Annotated in this window: 19 protein-coding genes and 1 pseudogene; 16 read left to right on the plus strand and 4 right to left on the minus strand. The window is 69.5% G+C overall.

Annotated elements, in window-relative coordinates; genetic code table 11:
• Positions 1–80: 80 nt before the first annotated feature.
• The 11 genes and pseudogenes from ON41_RS06050 (at position 81) to ON41_RS06100 (ending at position 8,143) form a co-directional block, all read left to right on the plus strand.
• Positions 81–1,352 carry an MFS transporter gene (locus tag ON41_RS06050; protein ID WP_040745869.1) on the plus strand — a complete coding sequence of 424 codons (1,272 nt, stop codon included), beginning with the start codon at positions 81–83 and terminating at the stop codon, positions 1,350–1,352.
• Between the two features lie 204 nt (positions 1,353–1,556).
• Positions 1,557–1,778 (plus strand): translation initiation factor IF-1, encoded by a 222-nt coding sequence (gene infA, locus ON41_RS06055; RefSeq protein ID WP_003886926.1) that lies wholly within the window; start codon positions 1,557–1,559, stop codon positions 1,776–1,778.
• A 138-nt stretch (positions 1,779–1,916) separates the two neighbouring features.
• On the plus strand, positions 1,917–2,030 hold the full coding sequence (gene rpmJ, locus ON41_RS06060) for a 50S ribosomal protein L36 (protein ID WP_025347279.1): 114 nt from the start codon (positions 1,917–1,919) through the stop codon (positions 2,028–2,030).
• Between the two features lie 178 nt (positions 2,031–2,208).
• Positions 2,209–2,580 (plus strand): 30S ribosomal protein S13, encoded by a 372-nt coding sequence (gene rpsM, locus ON41_RS06065; RefSeq protein ID WP_040745871.1) that lies wholly within the window; start codon positions 2,209–2,211, stop codon positions 2,578–2,580.
• A 9-nt stretch (positions 2,581–2,589) separates the two neighbouring features.
• Complete coding sequence (gene rpsK / locus ON41_RS06070; RefSeq protein WP_040745873.1) at positions 2,590–3,003, plus strand: 30S ribosomal protein S11; 414 nt, start codon at positions 2,590–2,592, stop codon at positions 3,001–3,003.
• Positions 3,004–3,024: 21 nt separating this feature from the next.
• Positions 3,025–3,630, plus strand: a complete 606-nt coding sequence (rpsD, locus tag ON41_RS06075; protein ID WP_040745874.1) for a 30S ribosomal protein S4 — start codon at positions 3,025–3,027, stop codon at positions 3,628–3,630.
• Between the two features lie 113 nt (positions 3,631–3,743).
• A pseudogene (locus ON41_RS06080) lies at positions 3,744–4,803 on the plus strand (DNA-directed RNA polymerase subunit alpha).
• 45 nt (positions 4,804–4,848) lie between these two features.
• A complete protein-coding gene (gene rplQ, locus ON41_RS06085; protein ID WP_040745875.1) occupies positions 4,849–5,364 on the plus strand; it encodes a 50S ribosomal protein L17 in 516 nt (171 codons plus the stop codon).
• Between the two features lie 66 nt (positions 5,365–5,430).
• Complete coding sequence (truA, locus tag ON41_RS06090; RefSeq protein ID WP_051161029.1) at positions 5,431–6,285, plus strand: tRNA pseudouridine(38-40) synthase TruA; 855 nt, start codon at positions 5,431–5,433, stop codon at positions 6,283–6,285.
• 84 nt (positions 6,286–6,369) lie between these two features.
• Entirely contained in the window at positions 6,370–7,272 is a 903-nt protein-coding gene (locus ON41_RS06095; protein ID WP_040745876.1) for a hypothetical protein, read from the plus strand.
• 37 nt (positions 7,273–7,309) lie between these two features.
• Positions 7,310–8,143 (plus strand): LLM class F420-dependent oxidoreductase, encoded by an 834-nt coding sequence (locus ON41_RS06100; protein ID WP_040745878.1) that lies wholly within the window; start codon positions 7,310–7,312, stop codon positions 8,141–8,143.
• Positions 8,144–8,389: 246 nt separating this feature from the next.
• Here the strand turns inward: ON41_RS06100 and ON41_RS06105 are convergent, their stop codons facing one another.
• Entirely contained in the window at positions 8,390–8,731 is a 342-nt protein-coding gene (locus ON41_RS06105) for a metal-sensitive transcriptional regulator (RefSeq protein ID WP_051161030.1), read from the minus strand.
• 92 nt (positions 8,732–8,823) lie between these two features.
• Here ON41_RS06105 and ON41_RS06110 point away from each other — a divergent pair, with 92 nt between their 5' ends.
• Together ON41_RS06110 and ON41_RS06115 are read left to right on the plus strand one after the other, a co-directional pair.
• Positions 8,824–9,633, plus strand: a complete 810-nt coding sequence (locus ON41_RS06110) for an S-methyl-5'-thioadenosine phosphorylase (RefSeq protein WP_040745880.1) — start codon at positions 8,824–8,826, stop codon at positions 9,631–9,633.
• A gap of 41 nt (positions 9,634–9,674) precedes the next feature.
• Positions 9,675–10,868, plus strand: coding sequence for an NAD-dependent epimerase/dehydratase family protein (locus ON41_RS06115; RefSeq protein ID WP_040745882.1), 1,194 nt, complete (start codon positions 9,675–9,677; stop codon positions 10,866–10,868).
• A gap of 89 nt (positions 10,869–10,957) precedes the next feature.
• Here ON41_RS06115 and ON41_RS06120 read toward each other — a convergent pair whose 3' ends face one another.
• Complete coding sequence (locus ON41_RS06120) at positions 10,958–11,944, minus strand: GAF domain-containing protein (RefSeq protein ID WP_040745994.1); 987 nt, start codon at positions 11,942–11,944, stop codon at positions 10,958–10,960.
• Between the two features lie 192 nt (positions 11,945–12,136).
• Between ON41_RS06120 and ON41_RS06125 the strand changes: the two genes are divergently transcribed.
• Positions 12,137–12,697, plus strand: a complete 561-nt coding sequence (locus ON41_RS06125) for an NADPH-dependent FMN reductase (RefSeq protein ID WP_040745884.1) — start codon at positions 12,137–12,139, stop codon at positions 12,695–12,697.
• Between the two features lie 80 nt (positions 12,698–12,777).
• Here the strand turns inward: ON41_RS06125 and eccE are convergent, their stop codons facing one another.
• The gene (gene eccE, locus ON41_RS06130; protein WP_051161031.1) at positions 12,778–14,421 is read right to left on the minus strand and encodes a type VII secretion protein EccE; all 1,644 of its coding nucleotides are present in this window, start codon (positions 14,419–14,421) and stop codon (positions 12,778–12,780) included.
• Between the two features lie 110 nt (positions 14,422–14,531).
• On the opposite strand from eccE, the gene eccB reads away from it, so the two are divergent.
• Positions 14,532–16,043, plus strand: coding sequence for a type VII secretion protein EccB (eccB, locus tag ON41_RS06135; RefSeq protein WP_040745885.1), 1,512 nt, complete (start codon positions 14,532–14,534; stop codon positions 16,041–16,043).
• A 49-nt stretch (positions 16,044–16,092) separates the two neighbouring features.
• Positions 16,093–16,626, plus strand: a complete 534-nt coding sequence (locus ON41_RS06140) for a pyridoxamine 5'-phosphate oxidase family protein (RefSeq protein ID WP_040745886.1) — start codon at positions 16,093–16,095, stop codon at positions 16,624–16,626.
• A gap of 40 nt (positions 16,627–16,666) precedes the next feature.
• On the opposite strand, the gene mycP is transcribed toward ON41_RS06140, so the two are convergent.
• Positions 16,667–18,088: a type VII secretion-associated serine protease mycosin gene (mycP, locus tag ON41_RS06145; protein WP_246460905.1), complete on the minus strand. Its 1,422-nt coding sequence runs from the start codon at positions 18,086–18,088 to the stop codon at positions 16,667–16,669.
• Between the last annotated feature and the right edge of the window lie 4 nt (positions 18,089–18,092).

Genomic DNA, 18,092 nt, shown 5'->3' on the forward strand with positions numbered 1-18,092 from the left:
GGCAATCGTGACGCGTGTAGTGTTCCGCACACTCGGCGTGCTGGATAGCCGGGTATTTGCGAGATCGGGGAGCAGACGAGATGGCAACAGCAGTCGACCGCGAGGACGGGCCACGCCTGGACGAACTTCCCGTCCGGCCGATCCACCGCAAGCTGGTCGCACTCGTCGGAATGGGCCTGTTCTTCGACCTGTACGAGCTGTTCCTCGCCGGAACCATCACCGGCGTGCTGAAGCAGCAGCTGGAGTTGTCGACCTATCAGCTCAGCGGCATCCTCGCCTCGGCCTTCGCCGGGCAATTCCTCGGCGCGCTGGTCCTCGGCCGCCTGTCGGACGTGTACGGCCGCCGCCGGATGTTCATGATCAATATCGGCTTGTACGCCGGCTTCACCTTGCTCGGCGCGTTCAGCCCGAACGTGTGGTTCCTGATGGCGACGCGGGTGCTGGCGGGTCTCGGCATCGGCGCGGAGATGACGCTGTCGGACACCTATCTCTCCGAGGTGATGCCGGCGCAGGTGCGCGGCCGGATGATCGCGATCGCCTACACCATCGGCTTCTGCGCCGTGCCGACCGTCGGCTTCCTGGCCCGCTGGCTCGTGCCGCGGGAACCGCTCGGCGTCGACGGCTGGCGCTGGCTGTTCGTCTTCGGCGGGCTCGGCGCGGCGCTGGTGTTCGCGGCGCGGCGGTTCATGCCCGAGTCGCCGCTGTGGCTCGCGCGGCAGCGGCAGGCCGAGGCGCGCTCGGAGGCCGGGCGCGTGCCGTTCACCACGATCCTGCGCCCGCCGTTCCGCGGCCGCACCGCGCTGTTCTCGGCCGCGATGATCCTGCAGGTGTTCGGCTACTACGGATTCGGCACGCTGGCCGTGCTGGTGTTGCAGCACAAGGGTTTCGACGTCGTCAACAGCGTCGGCTACCTGGCGATCACCTATCTGGGTTATCCGCTCGGCTCGCTGCTGTCGATCCCGCTGATCGAGCGCGTCGAGCGCAAATACCTCGTGATGGCGAGCACCGCGCTGATGGCGGTGTTCGGGCTGATCTTCGGCTTCGCCACGAACGTCCCGCTGATCCTGCTCTCCGGCGGCCTGTTCACGGTGGCCAGCAACGTCTTCTCGAACGCGATCCACACCTACCTGCCGGAGTCGTTCCCGACCACCGTGCGGGGCACTGCCTCCGGCACCACCTACTCGCTGTCGAAGCTGAGCACCGCGATCCAGCCGTTCCTGCTGCTCCCGCTGCTCGACAGCCACGGCTCGGGCACGGTGTTCACTGTGATCACCGTCGCTCTGCTGCTGATGACCGCCCTGATCGGGGTGTGGGGGCCGGTGACGGGCCGCAAACCGCTGGATGCCGGGTAGCCTGCGGCGACCCCATTTGGCCGGATACTGGACGCACGGGTAAGCTTGACCGGCGGTGCATCTACCTGCCGGTTGCTCATGTCCGCATGGTGCTTCCGGAAAGTATGGCACCGGGTCGACACACATGCACGACAAACTGCAGTGACTAGCTGGCCGAAGAGTTGGTCCCAGCCCGGGACCAGCGTAAACGGGATCGCGGAGGATATGGCGAAGAAAGACGGGGCCATCGAGGTCGAGGGTCGAGTTATCGAGCCGCTGCCCAATGCGATGTTCCGGATCGAGCTGGAGAACGGTCACAAGGTTCTCGCGCACATCAGCGGCAAGATGCGGCAGCACTACATCCGCATCCTGCCCGAGGACCGTGTGGTCGTGGAGCTGTCGCCCTACGACTTGTCCCGCGGTCGCATCGTCTACCGCTACAAGTGACGGCGGCAACGCCGTCATCCCGGCACGCGTTTGGCCGGGATCTCGCGAGGTGATTCGCGAGCACCCAAACTTCCCCGGTCGTAGGACCGGGGAAAACCTGTGTTCACACCCCGTGAACCACAACCAGATTGGACGGACGTGAAGGTTCAGCCGAGCGTCAAGAAGATCTGCGAGAAGTGCAAGGTGATCCGCCGTAACGGGCGGGTCATGGTGATCTGCGACAACCTGCGCCACAAGCAGCGCCAGGGCTGAGAGTCGCGGCAGAGCACGACCGCAGTTCTGCTTGACAGAGAAGAAGACCTCCCAGAGCCACTGGGTATCGACGAGCCCGCGAGGGCGGATGCCCACACACCCCCGGAACGGAGGCCGGGGCCCCATACGAGGGGACGGCCGGGGAGAAGACCTCCGCAACAGTTAAGGAATTGCCACCATGGCACGTCTGATGGGCGTCGATCTCCCGCGCGAGAAGCGCATGGAGATCGCACTGACCTACATTTTCGGCGTCGGCCGTACCCGCTCGAAGGAGATCCTGGAAGCCACCGGCGTCAGCCCGGACCTGCGCTCGAAGGACCTCACCGACGACGACGTCACCCGGTTGCGCGACTACATCGAAGCGTCGGAGTTCAAGGTCGAGGGTGACCTGCGCCGCGAGGTGCAGGCCGACATCCGTCGCAAGATCGAGATCGGCTGCTACCAGGGCATCCGCCACCGTCGCCACCTGCCGGTGCGCGGCCAGCGGACCAAGACCAACGCGCGCACGCGCAAGGGTCCGAAGAAGACCGTCGCCGGCAAGAAGAAGTAGGGATAACCGATGCCTCCGAAGAGTCGGGCCTCCGGCCCCAAGAAGTCCCAGAAGTCGCGTCGCAGGGACAAGAAGAACGTTCCGCACGGCCACGCGCACATCAAGTCCACGTTCAACAACACGATCGTCTCGATCACCGACCCCGAGGGCAATGTCATCTCGTGGGCCTCGTCGGGTCACGTCGGATTCAAGGGTTCGCGCAAGTCGACCCCGTTCGCCGCGCAGCTCGCTGCCGAGAACGCTGCCCGCAAGGCGCAGGAGAACGGCGTCAAGAAGGTCGACGTGTTCGTCAAGGGCCCGGGTTCGGGCCGTGAGACCGCGATCCGCTCGCTGCAGGCCACCGGCCTCGAGGTGGGTTCGATTTCCGATGTCACCCCGCAGCCGCACAACGGCTGCCGTCCGCCCAAGCGGCGTCGCGTCTAGCGGGAAGGAAGGTAGAGAATCATGGCTCGTTACACCGGCCCCATCACCCGCAAAAGCCGTCGGCTCCGTGTTGATCTAGTCGGCGGAGACCAGGCGTTCGAACGTCGCCCCTACCCGCCCGGCCAGCACGGCCGCGCGCGGATCAAGGAGAGCGAGTACCTGGTCCAGCTGCAGGAGAAGCAGAAGGCTCGCTTCACCTACGGCGTCATGGAGAAGCAGTTCCGCCGCTACTACGAAGAGGCGAACCGCCGCAAGGGCCAGACCGGCCACAACATGCTGCAGCTGCTCGAGACCCGGCTGGACAACGTGATCTACCGGGCCGGCCTGGCCCGGACCCGCCGTCAGGCCCGCCAGCTGGTGAGCCACGGCCACCTGGTGGTCAACGGCAAGAAGGTCAACGTCCCCAGCTTCCAGGTCTCCCAGTACGACATCATCGATGTCAAGGAGAAGTCGCTGGGCACGCTGCCGTTCCAGGTGGCGCGCGAGACCCAGGGCGACCGCCCGATCCCGGGCTGGCTGCAGGTCGTCCCGAACCGGCTGCGGATCCTGGTCCACCAGCTGCCCGAGCGGGCGCAGATCGACGTGCCGATCAACGAACAGCTCATCGTCGAGTACTACTCGAAGTAAGGCTGAGAGTTGCTGTTCCGCTCTTTTCCCGGCGTGCTCTCGGCCGGGATCAGAGCGGGAAACCCCAGTTCGTGGGCGTCAAATAGCGGGCGCCCCTGAAGGAGGAGATCCTCATGCTGATTTCACAGCGACCGACGCTGACCGAAGAGGTCTTGGCCGAGAACCGCTCGAAGTTCACCATCGAGCCGCTCGAGCCGGGTTTCGGTTACACCCTCGGCAACTCGCTGCGCCGCACGCTGCTCTCGAGCATCCCGGGCGCCGCGGTCACCAGCATCCGCATCGACGGCGTGCTGCACGAGTTCACCACCGTCCCGGGCGTGAAGGAGGATGTCACCGACATCATCCTGAACCTCAAGGGCCTGGTCGTGTCGTCCGAAGAGGACGAGCCGGTCACCATGTACGTGCGCAAGCAGGGCCCGGGCACCGTCACCGCCGGTGACATCGTCCCGCCGGCGGGTGTCACGGTCCACAACCCGGACATGCACATCGCCACCCTGAACGACAAGGGCAAGCTGGAGATCGAGCTCGTGGTCGAGCGCGGTCGCGGCTACGTCCCGGCCGTGCAGAACAAGGCCTCGGGCGCGGAGATCGGCCGGATCCCGGTGGATTCGATCTACTCGCCGGTGCTGAAGGTGACCTACAAGGTCGAGGCGACCCGTGTCGAGCAGCGCACCGACTTCGATCGGCTCATCCTGGATGTCGAGACCAAGAACTCGATCTCCCCGCGGGATGCGCTGGCGTCGGCCGGTAAGACCCTGGTCGAATTGTTCGGGCTCGCACGGGAACTGAATGTCGAGGCCGAGGGCATCGAGATCGGCCCCAGCCCGGCCGAGGCGGACCACATCGCCTCGTTCGCGCTGCCGATCGAGGACCTGGACCTCACCGTGCGGTCGTACAACTGCCTCAAGCGCGAGGGTGTGCACACCGTCGGCGAAGCTGGTCGCCCGCACCGAGTCGGATCTGCTGGACATCCGCAACTTCGGGCAGAAGTCCATCGACGAGGTGAAGGTCAAGCTGCACTCGCTGGGCCTCTCGCTGAAGGACAGCCCGGCCTCCTTCGATCCGTCGAGTGTCGTCGGCTACGACGCCTCCACCGGAACCTGGAGCGACAGCGGCTCGTTCAGCGACACCGATCACGGCGAGCAGGACTACGCCGAAACCGAACAGCTCTAGGCCGTACGGGCCAAGCCCGGGGGCCTTCCTAAAGGAGAACAACCAATGCCCAAGCCCAAGAAGGGTGCCCGCTTCGGCGGGTCGGCGTCGCACCAGAAGGCGATCTTCGCCAATCTGGCGACGGCGCTCTTCGAGCACGGTCGGATCACGACCACCGAGGCCAAGGCCAAGGCGCTGCGCCCGTACGCCGAGAAGCTTGTCACCAAGGCGAAGGCCGGCACCCTGGCCGACCGCCGCGAGGTGCTCAAGGTGATCCGCAACAAGGATGTGGTGCACGAGCTCTTCGCGAGCATCGGACCCTCGTTCGAGAACCGCGCGGGTGGCTACACCCGGATCATCAAGACCCTGCCGCGCAAGGGTGACAACGCGCCGATGGCGATCATCGAGCTGGTCCGGGAGCAGACCGTGACCACCGAGGCCGATCGTGCCCGTCGCGTCGCCGCCTCGCAGCAGGCCAAGGCCGAGGCCCCCAAGGCCGAGGAGGCTCCCGCCGAGGAGGCCACCGAGGCGAAGGCCGAAGCGGATGCTCCGGAGGCCGAGGAAAAGGCCGACGAGAAGTAGGGTCTTCACCCCCGTGAGCCCGCCGTCCCCTCCGGGTCGGCGGGCTTCTCTCATGTTAACCAGGAGATGGCTGTGACCAGTGGGGATCCGGCCCGGCACACCGTTGCGATTCGGGCACGAATCGACGTGGCCTACGACGGCACCGATTTCACGGGCTGGGCGCGCCAGCCCGGCCTGCGCACGGTGCAGGGCGTGCTCGAGGAGTCGCTGAGCAAGGTGCTGCGTGAGCCGATCCAGCTCACGGTCGCCGGGCGGACCGACGCGGGCGTGCACGCCGAGGGGCAGGTCGCGCACTTCGACACCACCGCCGAGATCGATGCGCCGAAACTGATCCACCGCCTGGCCCGTTTTCTGCCGAAGGATGTGCGGGTCAAGGAGATTCGTCTCGCTCCGCCCGAATTCGACGCACGCTTCTCGGCGATTCGCCGCCACTACGTCTATCGCCTGACCACCGCGCCCTACGGCGCGGATCCGCTGTCGGCGCGCAGTGTCGTGCCGTGCCGCGAGGTGGATCTGGAGGCGATGCGGGCCGCGTCCCGCGAGCTGCTGGGACTGCACGATTTCGCCGCGTTCTGCCGCCGTCGCGAGGGCGCGACCACCATCCGCGAATTGCAGCGCTTCGACTGGGAGCGGCAGGGCGTGCTGCTGACGGCCCACGTCAGCGCCGACGCGTTCTGCTGGTCCATGGTGCGCAGCCTGGTCGGCGCGGTGCTGGCCGTGGGGGAGGGCCGCCGCACCCCGGAGTGGGTCGCCGGGCTGCTGAGCGAACGCGAGCGATCCAGCTCGGTCACCGTCGCCCCGGCGCACGGCCTGAGCCTGGTCGCCGTCGACTATCCGGCCGACGCCGATCTGGCCGCGCGCAATGCGCAGACCCGCGAGACGCGGACGGTGCCGGGCGAGGCGGGCTGCTGCGGCGGCTGATCCGGGCAGCCGATAGTTTTCGCCGGTAAATATCCGCGAGTTGATGGTGGGCCGCACCCCGCCCGGGTGGCAGACTCGGCGCACATGAGTCCGGTGAGTCGCGGCCGCAAGGGCAAGAAGACGAGCAAGAACCAGGCGCGCACGGCCGACCGTGCCGGCGCGGGCACCGGCGAGCCGGAGTTCGAGGCCGCGGATCTCGCGCTCGAGGATACGGAGCTGAGTATCGACCGGGGCGGGTTCGAGCAGCTGATCGACGAAATCGCCGCCACCATCGGACGTTTCGAGGATGTGGACGATCCGGTCGACGGGGAGTACATGGCGGCGTCGCTGCTCGCCGCCACCTACGGCACTCCGGAATACGACGAGCCCTTCGCCATGATGTTCGTGGACGAGGCCGAGAAGCTGGGCGGGCCGGGAGCGCTGGCATTCCTGCGCTGCGTGGCCGCCCTGACCGCCGATCCGGCGCGGGCCGCCGCACTGGAGGCCGCCGCGCGGCTGGCCGCGGCCGGGGCATCCGCCCCGGACTGGGTCGCCGAACTCGACGAACCGGTGACGGCCGGCGAATATCTGCGCTGGCCCACGGACGACGGCCAGGGCGCGGTGCTCTACGGCAGCTTCGAGCGCGCGGGGCGGAGCGACGGGGTCCTGCTGTTCGTGGACGACGAGGACTGCGGCGCGGCCAACGACCTCGCCCCGTTCATCGGCGAGGGGCTCACCGAGGCGCGGCGGCTCACCAACGAGCGCGAATCCGCGCCGGAGGAGCCGATCACGGCCGGCGAATTCCGCTGGCAGGTCGAATCGGCCCTGAACGCCCGGGCCCTGCACGAGCGCACCGCCCTGGAGCTGGGCATCGAGCCGCCGGAACCCGAAGACCCCGACGAGGTGTCGCACGAGGTGACCGACGTGGTGCTGCGCGCCCGGATCCGGGCGCTGCCGATGCCTGACAAACCCCTTCCGGCGCATACGCATCCGGAACTTTCCGAGTAATGGAATACCACCGGCAGGACGGAGGTTCGCACCGGATATGACGATTCAGGGACTGGGACGGTTCGGAGTCTGGCGCTACTACGCGGGATTCACACCCGAGCACGCACGGGAGCTGGCGGGGCTCGGCTACAGCACGCTGTGGCTGGGCGGATCGCCGCCCGCCGATCTACCGGTGGTGGAATCGCTGCTGGAGGCGACCGAGACGCAGCGGGTGGCTACCAGCATCGTCAATATCTGGTCGGCGCCGGCCAAGCAGGTGGCCGACTCGTTCCACCGCATCGAGGCGCGTTTCCCCGGGCGTTTCCTGCTCGGCGTCGGCGCGGGCCATCCGGAACACGACAGCGCCTTCCGCAAGCCCTACGACGCCCTGGTCGAATACCTGGACGAACTCGACGAGGCCGGAGTGCCCAAGGAGAGCCGTGCCCTGGCCGCCCTCGGTCCGCGCGTGCTGGAGCTGGCGCGCGACCGCACCGCCGGTGCGCTGCCGTACCTCACCACCCCCGAGCACACCCGCCGGGCCCGCGAGATCCTGGGCGAGGACACCCTGCTGGTCGCCGAGAACAAGGTCACCCTGGACACGGACGTCGACCGCGCCCGCCGCACCGGCCGGGGCAGCGTCGGGTTCTACCTCGACCTGCGGAACTACGTCTCCAACCTGCGCCGCCTCGGCTTCACCGAGGAGGACGTCACCAAGCCCGGCAGCGACCGCCTGATCGACGCCCTCGCCTTGCACGGCACCGCCGACGAGATCGCCACGGGCCTGACCGCCCACCTCACCGCAGGCGCCGACCACATCGCCATCCAGCCCCTCGACGAGGACTACCTGGCCACCCTGCGCGCCCTCGCCACCGCCATGGGCGCTCACGCCTGATCCTCCGCGCACCTCGTGTTTCCGGCCGAAAGCACGCCGGAAACACGAGGCAGCGGGTACGCCGTCGGGTGGTGAGTGCCGCTGCGGCGATCGCTCGTGTATCCGGCCCGCTATCGCTCGTGTATCCGGCCCGCTATCGCTCGTGTATCCGGCCCGCTATCGCTCGTGTATCCGGCCCGCTATCGCTCGCGTTTCCGGCCCGCTATCGCCCTTGTTTCCGGCGTGCTTTTGGCCGGAAACAAGGGCCTACGACCGAACCAGGCGGGCAATGGCGTCCGTGGCCTCCTTGATCTTGGCGTCGGCCTCGGGGCCGCCCTGGACCGCGGCATCGACCACGCAGTGGCTGATGTGGTCCTCGAGCAGACCCATCGCGACCGCCTGGAGGGCCTTCGTCATCGCCGATACCTGGGTCAGGATGTCGATGCAGTACTTCTCCTCCTCGACCATGCGTTGCAGGCCGCGGGCCTGGCCCTCGATCCGGCGCAGGCGCTTGAGGTAGTCGTCCTTGGCGGTGATGTAACCGTGGGTCGCGTGGTCGTGGCCGGTCTGGTCCGCCGCTGTGGTCTGATCCTCGGTCACCGGCTGCATCCTCACTCCCGCCCTTCGACGTCAATACCCCCCTAGGGTACAACGTCCGGCGGCGATGCGCCACGCGCGTGCCGAGTGCGAGAATCGGGGACATGAGTTCGGTTCCCCGGCCCGCGCTGGCCATCATCGGCGGCAGCGGCTTCTACGACTTCTTCGGCGACGACGCGACCACCCTGGATATCGACACACCCTACGGTGCGCCGAGCGCGCCGATCACCGTCGGGGAGGTCGAGGGGCGGCAGGTGGCGTTCCTGCCGCGGCACGGCCGCAAGCACGAGTACTCGCCGCACACCGTCCCGTACCAGGCGAATATGTGGGCGCTGCGCTCGATCGGCGTGCGGCGGATCTTCGCGCCGTGCGCGGTCGGCAGCCTGCGCGCCGACTGGGGTCCGGGTACCGTGGCCGTTCCCGATCAGCTGGTCGACCGCACCTCCGGTCGGCCGCAGACCTACTTCGACAACGGCGGGGTGCACGTCTCCTTCGCCGATCCGTACTGCGACGAACTCCGCACGGCGGCAACCCGATCCGCCGTGGCGGACCTGCCAATGCAGCCCGCCGCGACCATGGTCGTGGTGCAGGGGCCGCGGTTCTCCACCCGCGCCGAGAGCCGGTGGTTCGCCACGCAGGGCTGGGAGCTGGTGAACATGACCGGCTATCCGGAGTCCGTCCTCGCTCGCGAACTCGAGATGTGTTATGCCGCAATCGCTCTGGTCACCGACCTCGACGCGGGCCTGGAGGCCGGCGAGGGCGTGAGCGCGGCGGCCGTCTTCGCGGAGTTCGAGCGGAACCTGGTGCCGTTCAAGACGCTCGTCCGGCGGGCGGTGGCGGCGGTCGACGGCACCGAGACCTGCGAGCGCTGCCGTGTTCATGCGGGAGTGTCCCTGCCGTTCGAACTACCCTGAGCGGACAGGCACACGGGCGTGCCCGATGAGGAGGTGACCTCGTGCGCGTGCTGCTGACCGGTGCGGCCGGATTCCTCGGATCCCACGTCCGCCGGGCGCTCGTCGCCGCCGACCACGACGTGATCGCGGTCGACGCCATGCTGGAGGCGGTGCACGGCGCGCATCCGGCCCTGCCGCCGGATGTTTCGCGGGTCGATGTGCGCGATCCGGAACGGGTCGAGGCGCTGCTGCGCGGGGTGGACGTGGTGTGTCACCTCGCGGCCGCCGTCTCGCCGGGCGTTCCGGACGCGGCCGGCGGTCCGGTTCGCGTCGAGGGCCCGCCCGCGACGGACGCCGCGCCCGTGGTCGCGGACCCGGACGATTCCGTCGGTGAGCCCACTACCCGGCCCGTGGACCGGCACGCTCCGACGGCGCGTCCGTCCGCGCCCGTCCTGCGGGCGGCCCCGATGTTCGCCGCGCACAACGACTTCGGCACCGCGGTGCTGCTGGCGGCGATGGAGCGGGCCGGGGTGCGGCGCCTGGTGCTCGGGTCCTCGGTCTCGGTGTACGGCGAGGGCCGCTACCGGGCGCCGCACAGCGGGCCGTACTTCCCGACCATGCGACGGCGGGCCGATCTCGATCGCGGCATGTTCGACCATCGCGCACCGCGGACGGGCGAGATCCTGACCTGGGAACCCGTCGGCGAGGAGGCCCCGCACCGCCCTCGCACGGCCCATGCCGCCAGCAAGGTGGCCCAGGAGAACTTCGCGTTCGCGTGGGGCGTCGCGACCGGTGGCGCGGTGACGGTGCTGCGCTACCACCACATCTACGGCGATCCGGCCGCCGACTGCGCCGCGACCGCCGCGCGTTCCGGGGTGGCCGCGCGCTTCCGCGCCGACCTGGAGGCCGGGCGGCCGCCGATCGTCTTCGAGGACGGCGGCCAGGTCCGCGATCTCCTCCATGTGCGCGATGCCGCGACGGCGACGGTCGCCGCGGTCGAACGTTCACTGCCCGGATTCGTCCCGCTGAATATCGCCTCCGGCCATCCGATCACGCTGTGGGAGGTGGCCTCGATCATGTCCCGGGCGCGCGGCGGGCCCGAACCGGTCGTCAGCGGCCGCTACCGAGCCGCCGACATCCGGCACATCGTCGCCCACCACGAACGCGCCCGGCACGCCCTGGACTTCACGGCCCACATCCCGCCCACCCAGGGCCTCGCCGACTACGCCAGATCGACGACGGCCGTTCCGGACTGAGTTCCCGCACGCCAAGTCCACAGCGGCCGTTCCGGATTGCTATCCGTAACGCCAGATCGACGACAGCGGCGTTCCGCGGCCGTTGTCCCTCAGTGTTCCGGCGCGGAGCGCAGGTCTATGCGGACGAGGGCGAACTGCGGCGGAGCGGCGTCCGGCGGACCGTACGGCAGGGGGGATGCCTCGACATCGGCGATCAGCCAGCCGCCGGCGGCCGCGGCCAGGCGCAGGCCGGAGATGGTGCTGAACGGCGCTCCGGCGAGAATGTCGTTGCGCGCGTCGATGATTCGCGACCGGTCGTCCGGGTGTGGCAGCGTGCGCTCGTCGGTCTCGCCCGTCCACCGCAGGCCCGGCACCGGACCGCTGATCCAGCGGATCACCCGGACGTGGGCGGTGTCGACCACCGCCAGGAACAGCCCGGGGTTGGTGCTGACCAGCGAATCGACCGTCGCCGCCTCGAACGACTTGCCCTGCGGGGGCACGCTGTCGGTCACATCGGCGAGCAGACCGCGCCAGCTCCTCGGATCCGTGCCGTTGCGGGTGGCGATCAGCAGGGTGCGCAGGCCCGCGGGTGTGCGCATGGTGCAGGTGCCCAGCCAGCGCGAATTCGGTTCGGCGCGAGAGACGATCGCCACCAGGTCCAGCGCACCGTCGAAACGCTCGACGTATTGGAAGGATTCGGCGCCCGTCCACACCGTCCGGCCGCGGTCGAACAGGGGGCCGAGCCCCTCCGGCCATATCTCCGTGCGGCGGGTCCGGGCATCCATGACGAACGGGGCCACCGGCAGGGGCGCGCGATTCGTCTCGCCCACCCGGAACAGGACGGCATACACGGCATCGCCCGGTCCCAGCAGCGGAACCGCCCGCGCGCGCTGCCCCGACCACGAGTGCCGCGACCTCGGCAGCTCGCGCTCCACCGGCTCGCGGGTGGTGTGTGCGGCGGCGACGATCGGCAGCAGGCGCGCGGGCACGGTGCGCGCCAACGACTTCCACTCCCGCGGCGTGGTGCCGCGCGCCAGCACCGACCAGGTCTCGGGCTCGTCGAGCGTCTCGATCAGCAGCCACTCGCCGAGAGTCACGTCCCACACCCCCTTCCGCAGTTCGTCGTCGCTGTGGTCATAGCCAGCGAATATCGTGCACCATCCGAGGACGGCGCGGAGCCGCGGTGGTCATATCCCGTCGGCGGCGGCGCCCCGGCTAGGCTCGCGGCGTGGCCGGTCCGGCCGCACCGCGTCGTCACACGGATTCGCTGAGGTCGGAAAGGACGTACGATGGACAACCCGCTGCGCCTCGAGGTCGTCGTCGCCAGCGTGCGGCCGGAGCGGTTCGCGCCCGTGGTCGCCGACTGGTTCCTGCGGACCGCGCGGGCGGACCCCCGATTCGACACGGGCGTCATCGATCTCCTGCACACCCCGCTGCCCACCGATCTGTCGATGACGCCCGAGGTGCGCGCCTATCGCGAACGGCTCGCCGCCGCGGACGCCTTCGTCGCCGTGACCTCCGAGTACAACCACGGCTACCCCGCCGCCCTGAAGACCGCGCTCGACAGCGCCAAGCACGAATGGCGCGGGAAGCCCATCGGTTTCGTCGGCTACGGCGGACTGTCGGGCGGTCTGCGCGCGATCGAGCAGCTGCGGCAGGTCGTCGCCGAGATCCATATGGTGTCCATCCGTGAATCGGTCAGCTTCCACGAGGCCAAACGACAATTCGACGCCGACGGCGCGACTGCGGACGGCGCCGCCACCGATGCCGCCCAGCGCCTGCTCCGCCAGCTGGCCTGGTGGGGCCGTCATCTCCGCACCGCCCGCGCCACCGACCCGTATCCGGGCTGACGCGTCTCCGGACCGGACAGGTATCGCGGGGACGCGGCCCGGTCGCCCGGGCCGGCGGAATCGCGTCCGTACCGGACGTGCTACTGGTTCGCCATGGTTCGACGGCCGCGCGGCTGACCGATATAGGTGGTCTCGCGGGGGATCGACACCAGCGTCAGGTCGACCTGGGTGGTCGGCGTGCGCAGGATGACGTGGTTGCCGATCGCGCCGGGCTGGTGGATCTGCAGATCCGGGCGGGTGGCGGGCCAGCCCATCGGGTCGCCGGTCACGTAGATCGTGGTGACACCGGCGTGCGGCGCCGGCGCCAGGACGCCGTCGACCACGGCGGCGGTGAAATTCGCGTCGCTCTGGTGGGTTTCGACGGCGATGGTCAGCCGCTCGGGATTGCCGATGGTGGTGACCAGCTGCTCCCAGGCGTGCGGGCGGTCGGTGCGGATCAGGATGCGCTCGCCGACGGCCAGCGCCCGGAACACCAGCTGCTGCGCCAGATACAGCTCACCCGCCACGTAGACGGTCGAAATGCCCTGTCCGACAAGGCGGATCGCGACACCGTTGCCCTCGTCGTCGGAGCCGATCAGCTGACCGCAGCCCGAGGACGGCAGGTGCAGCGCCCCGACCACATCGATCGGGAACTCGCTCACCGGCACCGTGTCGTCCACCTCGGGGATGCCGAGCGGCAGGTGCGCGAGCAGGCTCTGCCGATGCCGTCCGTTCAGCGAGACCATGCCCTTGCGGCGCCGCTTCTCGGGTAGCTCGCGAGCGGTCAGGCGCCAGGCCGCGCCGATGTTCACCGTGTCCGCGGAACTGCCCGGCCGCAGCCGCACGGAGACCGTGGTGCCGCGCGAGGGATCGACCCACAGCTGCGACAGCAGTTCGGAGCCCAGCTGTTTGGGATCGACCGCGGCGCCGATGTTCACGCCGTTGCCGAGTTCGGCGTAGCGCCATTTATGGGTGAGCGTGCGCGGATCGACGTTGGCGGTGATCTGCATGACCGCCTTGCGGATCTCGGGCGCGGTGAGCACGCGGGACGCGCAGTCGGCGTCCTCGAGCGCGCGCACGATGCGCTGCGTCGCGATGGTCACCGCGCGGCACGCGCCCTCGGTGCCCCCGCCGCGGCGGTCGGCGGCGTCCGGGCAGGCCAGCGTGTCGAAGCTGATCGCCAGCCACACGGTGCGATGCGCGGTCGCGGGCAGCGGGCCGAGCAGCGATTCGTAGATGGGGCCGGCCGGCGTGCCGGAGCGGCTGCGGTGGCCGTGGCTGATGATGTCGATGCCGCTGAGCAGGATGTCGTGCTGGTTGAGGCACTGGGCCAGTTCGGGCAGCGGCAGCAGATGCGAGGCGTGCACCGTATTGCGGGCGATGCGGGTCAGCCCGCCCCGGGGCGGCAGCACCTCGACGACCGCCACCACTCGGCTGCCCTCCCAATACAACCCGAGCGAGCGCCCGTCGGGACCGCGGAAGTCGACCGTATCGCCGAGCCGGTAGCCGCGCCGGGTCCGGTACCGCCAGTTCGTCGCGATCCAGTCCGCCACCGTCCGCTTGCCGAACGAGATCAGCAGCAGGAGCCCGGCCACCACGGCCGCGGCCAGCGCGATCCACCACTGCATGCGAGCGACCAGTACGCCCACCCCGACCACGAGCCCGAACACCTGTGCCGCGATCAGATTCGGCAGCGAGATTCGTCCCAGCAGCGGTCGGTTGCTCGCCCCGCTCGGTTCGGCCATCGTCGTCCCCCAGGTACCCGGTGTCGGCCATTTCGGCGGCCGACCTCAACTTCAGTCCCGCTGAACTGTACTGTGTTCAGCGAACGTGAGCACTGTTCGGGGGAGTACTTATGCCTTCAAGACCCACTACGCGCTGGCAGGTGAGCGGTTACCGCTTCCTGGTGCGGCGGATGGAACATGCCCTGGTCCGCCGGGACGTGCGCATGTTGCACGATCCGATGCGTTCCCAGTCGCGCGCCTACGCGGCGGGTCTGGTCCTGGGCTTGGTCGCCCTGGCGGGCTGCGGTGTCCTCGCGCTGCTGCGCCCGCAGGGTGCGATCGGGGACAACAAGATCCTCGTCGGCAAGGACACCGGCGCGGTGTACGCGGTGATCGACGGCGTCGTCCATCCGGCACTGAACCTCGCCTCGGCGCGGCTGGCGGTCGGCGAACCGGCAAAACCGGTGTCCATCAAGGAAACCGAGCTCGCGAAGAAGCCGCGCGGCACCCTCATCGGCATCCCGGGCGCGCCCGCCTCGATGAACTTCGACTCCAGCGGCAAGGGCCGCACCTGGACCATCTGTGACGAGCTGAAGAACGACGGCAGCCGCGACCTGAGCACGACGGTGCTGGCCGGCGATCCGGCGCTGGGCGCGAAGGCCGGCGTGCTGGGCCACGACAAGGCGCTGCTGGTACGCGGCCGCGACGACACCTATCTGATCTACGACAACCAGCGCGCCCGGGTCGACATGACCGACCGCTACGTCACCGACGCGCTGAAGATCCGCGGCATGACGCCGCGCCCGGTCAGCGAGGGCTTCCTCAACGCCATTCCCGAAGTGCTGCCGATCGTTCCGCCGCGGATCGACGATCCGGGCGGCCTGCCCGTGAACCCGGTCGGTGACCACCGCGTCGGCGACGTGGTGCGGCTCAGCACCGAGGATCAGTACTTCGTGGTGCTGCACGAGGGCCTGCAGCCGGTCTCGCCGCTGACCGCGGAGATCGTCCGCAACGCCAATCCGACCGCCGCGTCGCGTAGCGCCGAGATCACCCCGCACGACCGCAGCAGCGCGTCGATGACGAATACGCTGCCGGTGTCGAAGTATCCGGATACCGCGCCGACCATCGTGGACCCGAAGGATCAGCCGGTCGGCTGCCTGTCCTGGAAGCCGACGGCGGGCATGGGGGACAAGGCCGACGGCACCCGGCACGCCGAGCTGTCGGTGCTGACGGGCCACGCGCTGCCGCTGCCGGACAACGCGCAGTCGACGCCGCTGGCCCAGGCCGACGGTTCGGGCCCGAACGTCGACGCCTTCCACTCCACGCCCGGCTCCGGATTCTTCGTGCAGACCACCGGCATCGAGCCGGACAGCCAGCGCCGCGACAGCCAGTTCTTCATCGCCGACACCGGCGTCCGGTACGGCATCAAGGATTCCGCGGCGGCCAAGGCGCTCGGCATGGACAGCGAGAAGGCCAAGCCGGAACCGGCCCCCTGGCCGATCGTCGGCCTGCTCGCGGGCGGTCCCGGCCTCGGCCGTCAGGAGGCCATGGTCGCCCACGACGGCGTGGCCCCCGACCCGAATCCGGCCAAGCAGCTGGTCAAGTCGAAGCAGGATCAGCAGGGCGCCACGGCGCAGAACTGATCGTCGGCAGTACCGATGAGTCCGCCGCGGACGCGCAGTCGGTACCGGTATGGAGACGATCAACCTCGCCGAACAGTACGACACGGAGGCGATGAGCTGGTCCGAGGTGCTGGCCCGGCTCGACGCGGGAGTCGAGCAGGAGCCGGGCGGCGGCGGGCCCGACCGCCACACCTGCTGGCTCACCACCCTCAACCCGGACGGTAGCCCGCACGTGACCGGTATCGGCGCGCTGTGGGTGGACGGCACCTTCTGGTTCGAGACCGGCATGCGAACGCGCAAGGGCCGCAATATCGCTCGCGATCCACGCTGCGCCGTCAGCCTGGCCGTCCGGGAGTTCGACGTGGTGGTGGAGGGTTCCGCCGAACTGGTCACCGATCCCGCGACGGTGGCCGATATGGCCGCGCGCTGGGCCGCCGGAGGCTGGCCCGCCCGCGTCGACGACACCGGCCTGGCACTCACAGCCGAATACAGCGCCCAGTCGGCGGGCCGCCCGCCGTGGCACGTCTACCGCGTGAACCCCAGCGCCGCAACGGCTCTCGCCACCGTCGAGCCCTTCGGCGCGACCCGCTGGCGCTTCGACTGACGCCCGGAGGACAGTGGCGGGGCGAACGCGGAGGTAGGCCTCAGTCCTCGCGGACGCCGAAGCGGCGGCGGATCGGGAACGAGGCGAGGTAGCCGAGTACCAGGAGCAGGCCGATCACGCCGGTGCCGATCAGGGCGACGTTGCGCGCGGTGTTGTCCGGTGCGGGCGGCGCTTTCGGCACCGCGAGCTGCACGTTCGTCGGCGGGCTGGGGCGCTTGGGCGGCAACTGGTCCGGCACCTCGGCGGTGAGGGCCGCGACGGGGTCGACGGCGCCGTATCCGAGGTAGGGGTTCCAGCCCTCGGCCGGGGCGTGCGCGGTGGCCTCGATGCGCTTGATGACGTCGAGGGCGCTGAGTTCGGGGAATCGCGCCCGGACCAGGGCGGCCACGCCGGAGACGTACGGTGCGGCGAAACTGGTGCCCGCCAGCGGGGACTGCTGTCCCTGCTGCTGCGGGCTCACCGTGCCGCTGATGACGCCCTTGCTCCCGGCCTCGGCGAAATGCACGTCGAGCGAGACGATGTTCTCGCCCGGCGCCGCCACCCCGAGCCACGGCCCCGGCACGGTGAACTTCGACGGCTGCCCGTTCTGATCGATCGATCCGACCGACAGGACGTAATCGTCGTAGCGCGCGGGCGACACCTCCATATCGACCTTGCTCCACGGATCGGCGGCCGGATCCAGCGGATCCTGAACCGGATTGGTGCCCTTGCACTTGTCGTTGTTGCCCGCGGCGGCCACCACGACGACGTTCTTCTCGATCGCCGCGTAGCGCACCGCGGCGCCCAGCTCGGTGTCCTCGACCTTCGACTTGCAGGCCACCTCCGAGACATTGATGACCGAGGCGCCCATATCCGCCGCCCGGCGTACCGCGGAGGCCAGTGTGCCGGTGGTGCCGTAGCCCTCCGGCATGGCGTCCGGCGCCTGGTCCTTGGACTTGCCCTTCTCCTGGTACTGCGAGCTGAGCTGGCGGATGGTGAGGATCTGCGCCTCCGGCGCCACGCCCGAGAAGCCCTGGCCCGGTTCCTCGCTGGCCCCGATGATTCCGGCCACGACCGTGCCGTGCGAGTCGCAATCCTCCGTGCCGTCGGTGGTGCTGACGTAGTCGCCGCCGGCGATGAGCCCGGGCAGCCGCGGATGCCGCGCCACGCCGGTGTCGATGACGGCGACCAGCTGTCCCGCGCCCTTCGAGAACTGCCAGGCGTGCGGAAGATCCAGTGCGCGTTGCGGAGTCGGGATGGTCGGCCCGTCGCCGCCCCACGCGGTGCCGATCGGGCAGACGGAGTTGGAGCCGCGTTCGGTCGCGCCCGGTGGCGCCGCGTTACCCGCCGGCGGCGCCGCGCCCGGCGGCACCACGGGCTTCTCCGCGAATGCCGATCCCGCCCCGATCGATACGCTCGATCCCAGTACCGCCGTCGCGACGACGGTACGAATCACGCTGTGCCCGAACATCTTCGGTCCCATCGCG

This window comes from Nocardia transvalensis NBRC 15921 (assembly GCF_000308875.1).
In the GTDB taxonomy this organism is placed as follows: Bacteria; Actinomycetota; Actinomycetes; order Mycobacteriales; family Mycobacteriaceae; genus Nocardia; species Nocardia transvalensis.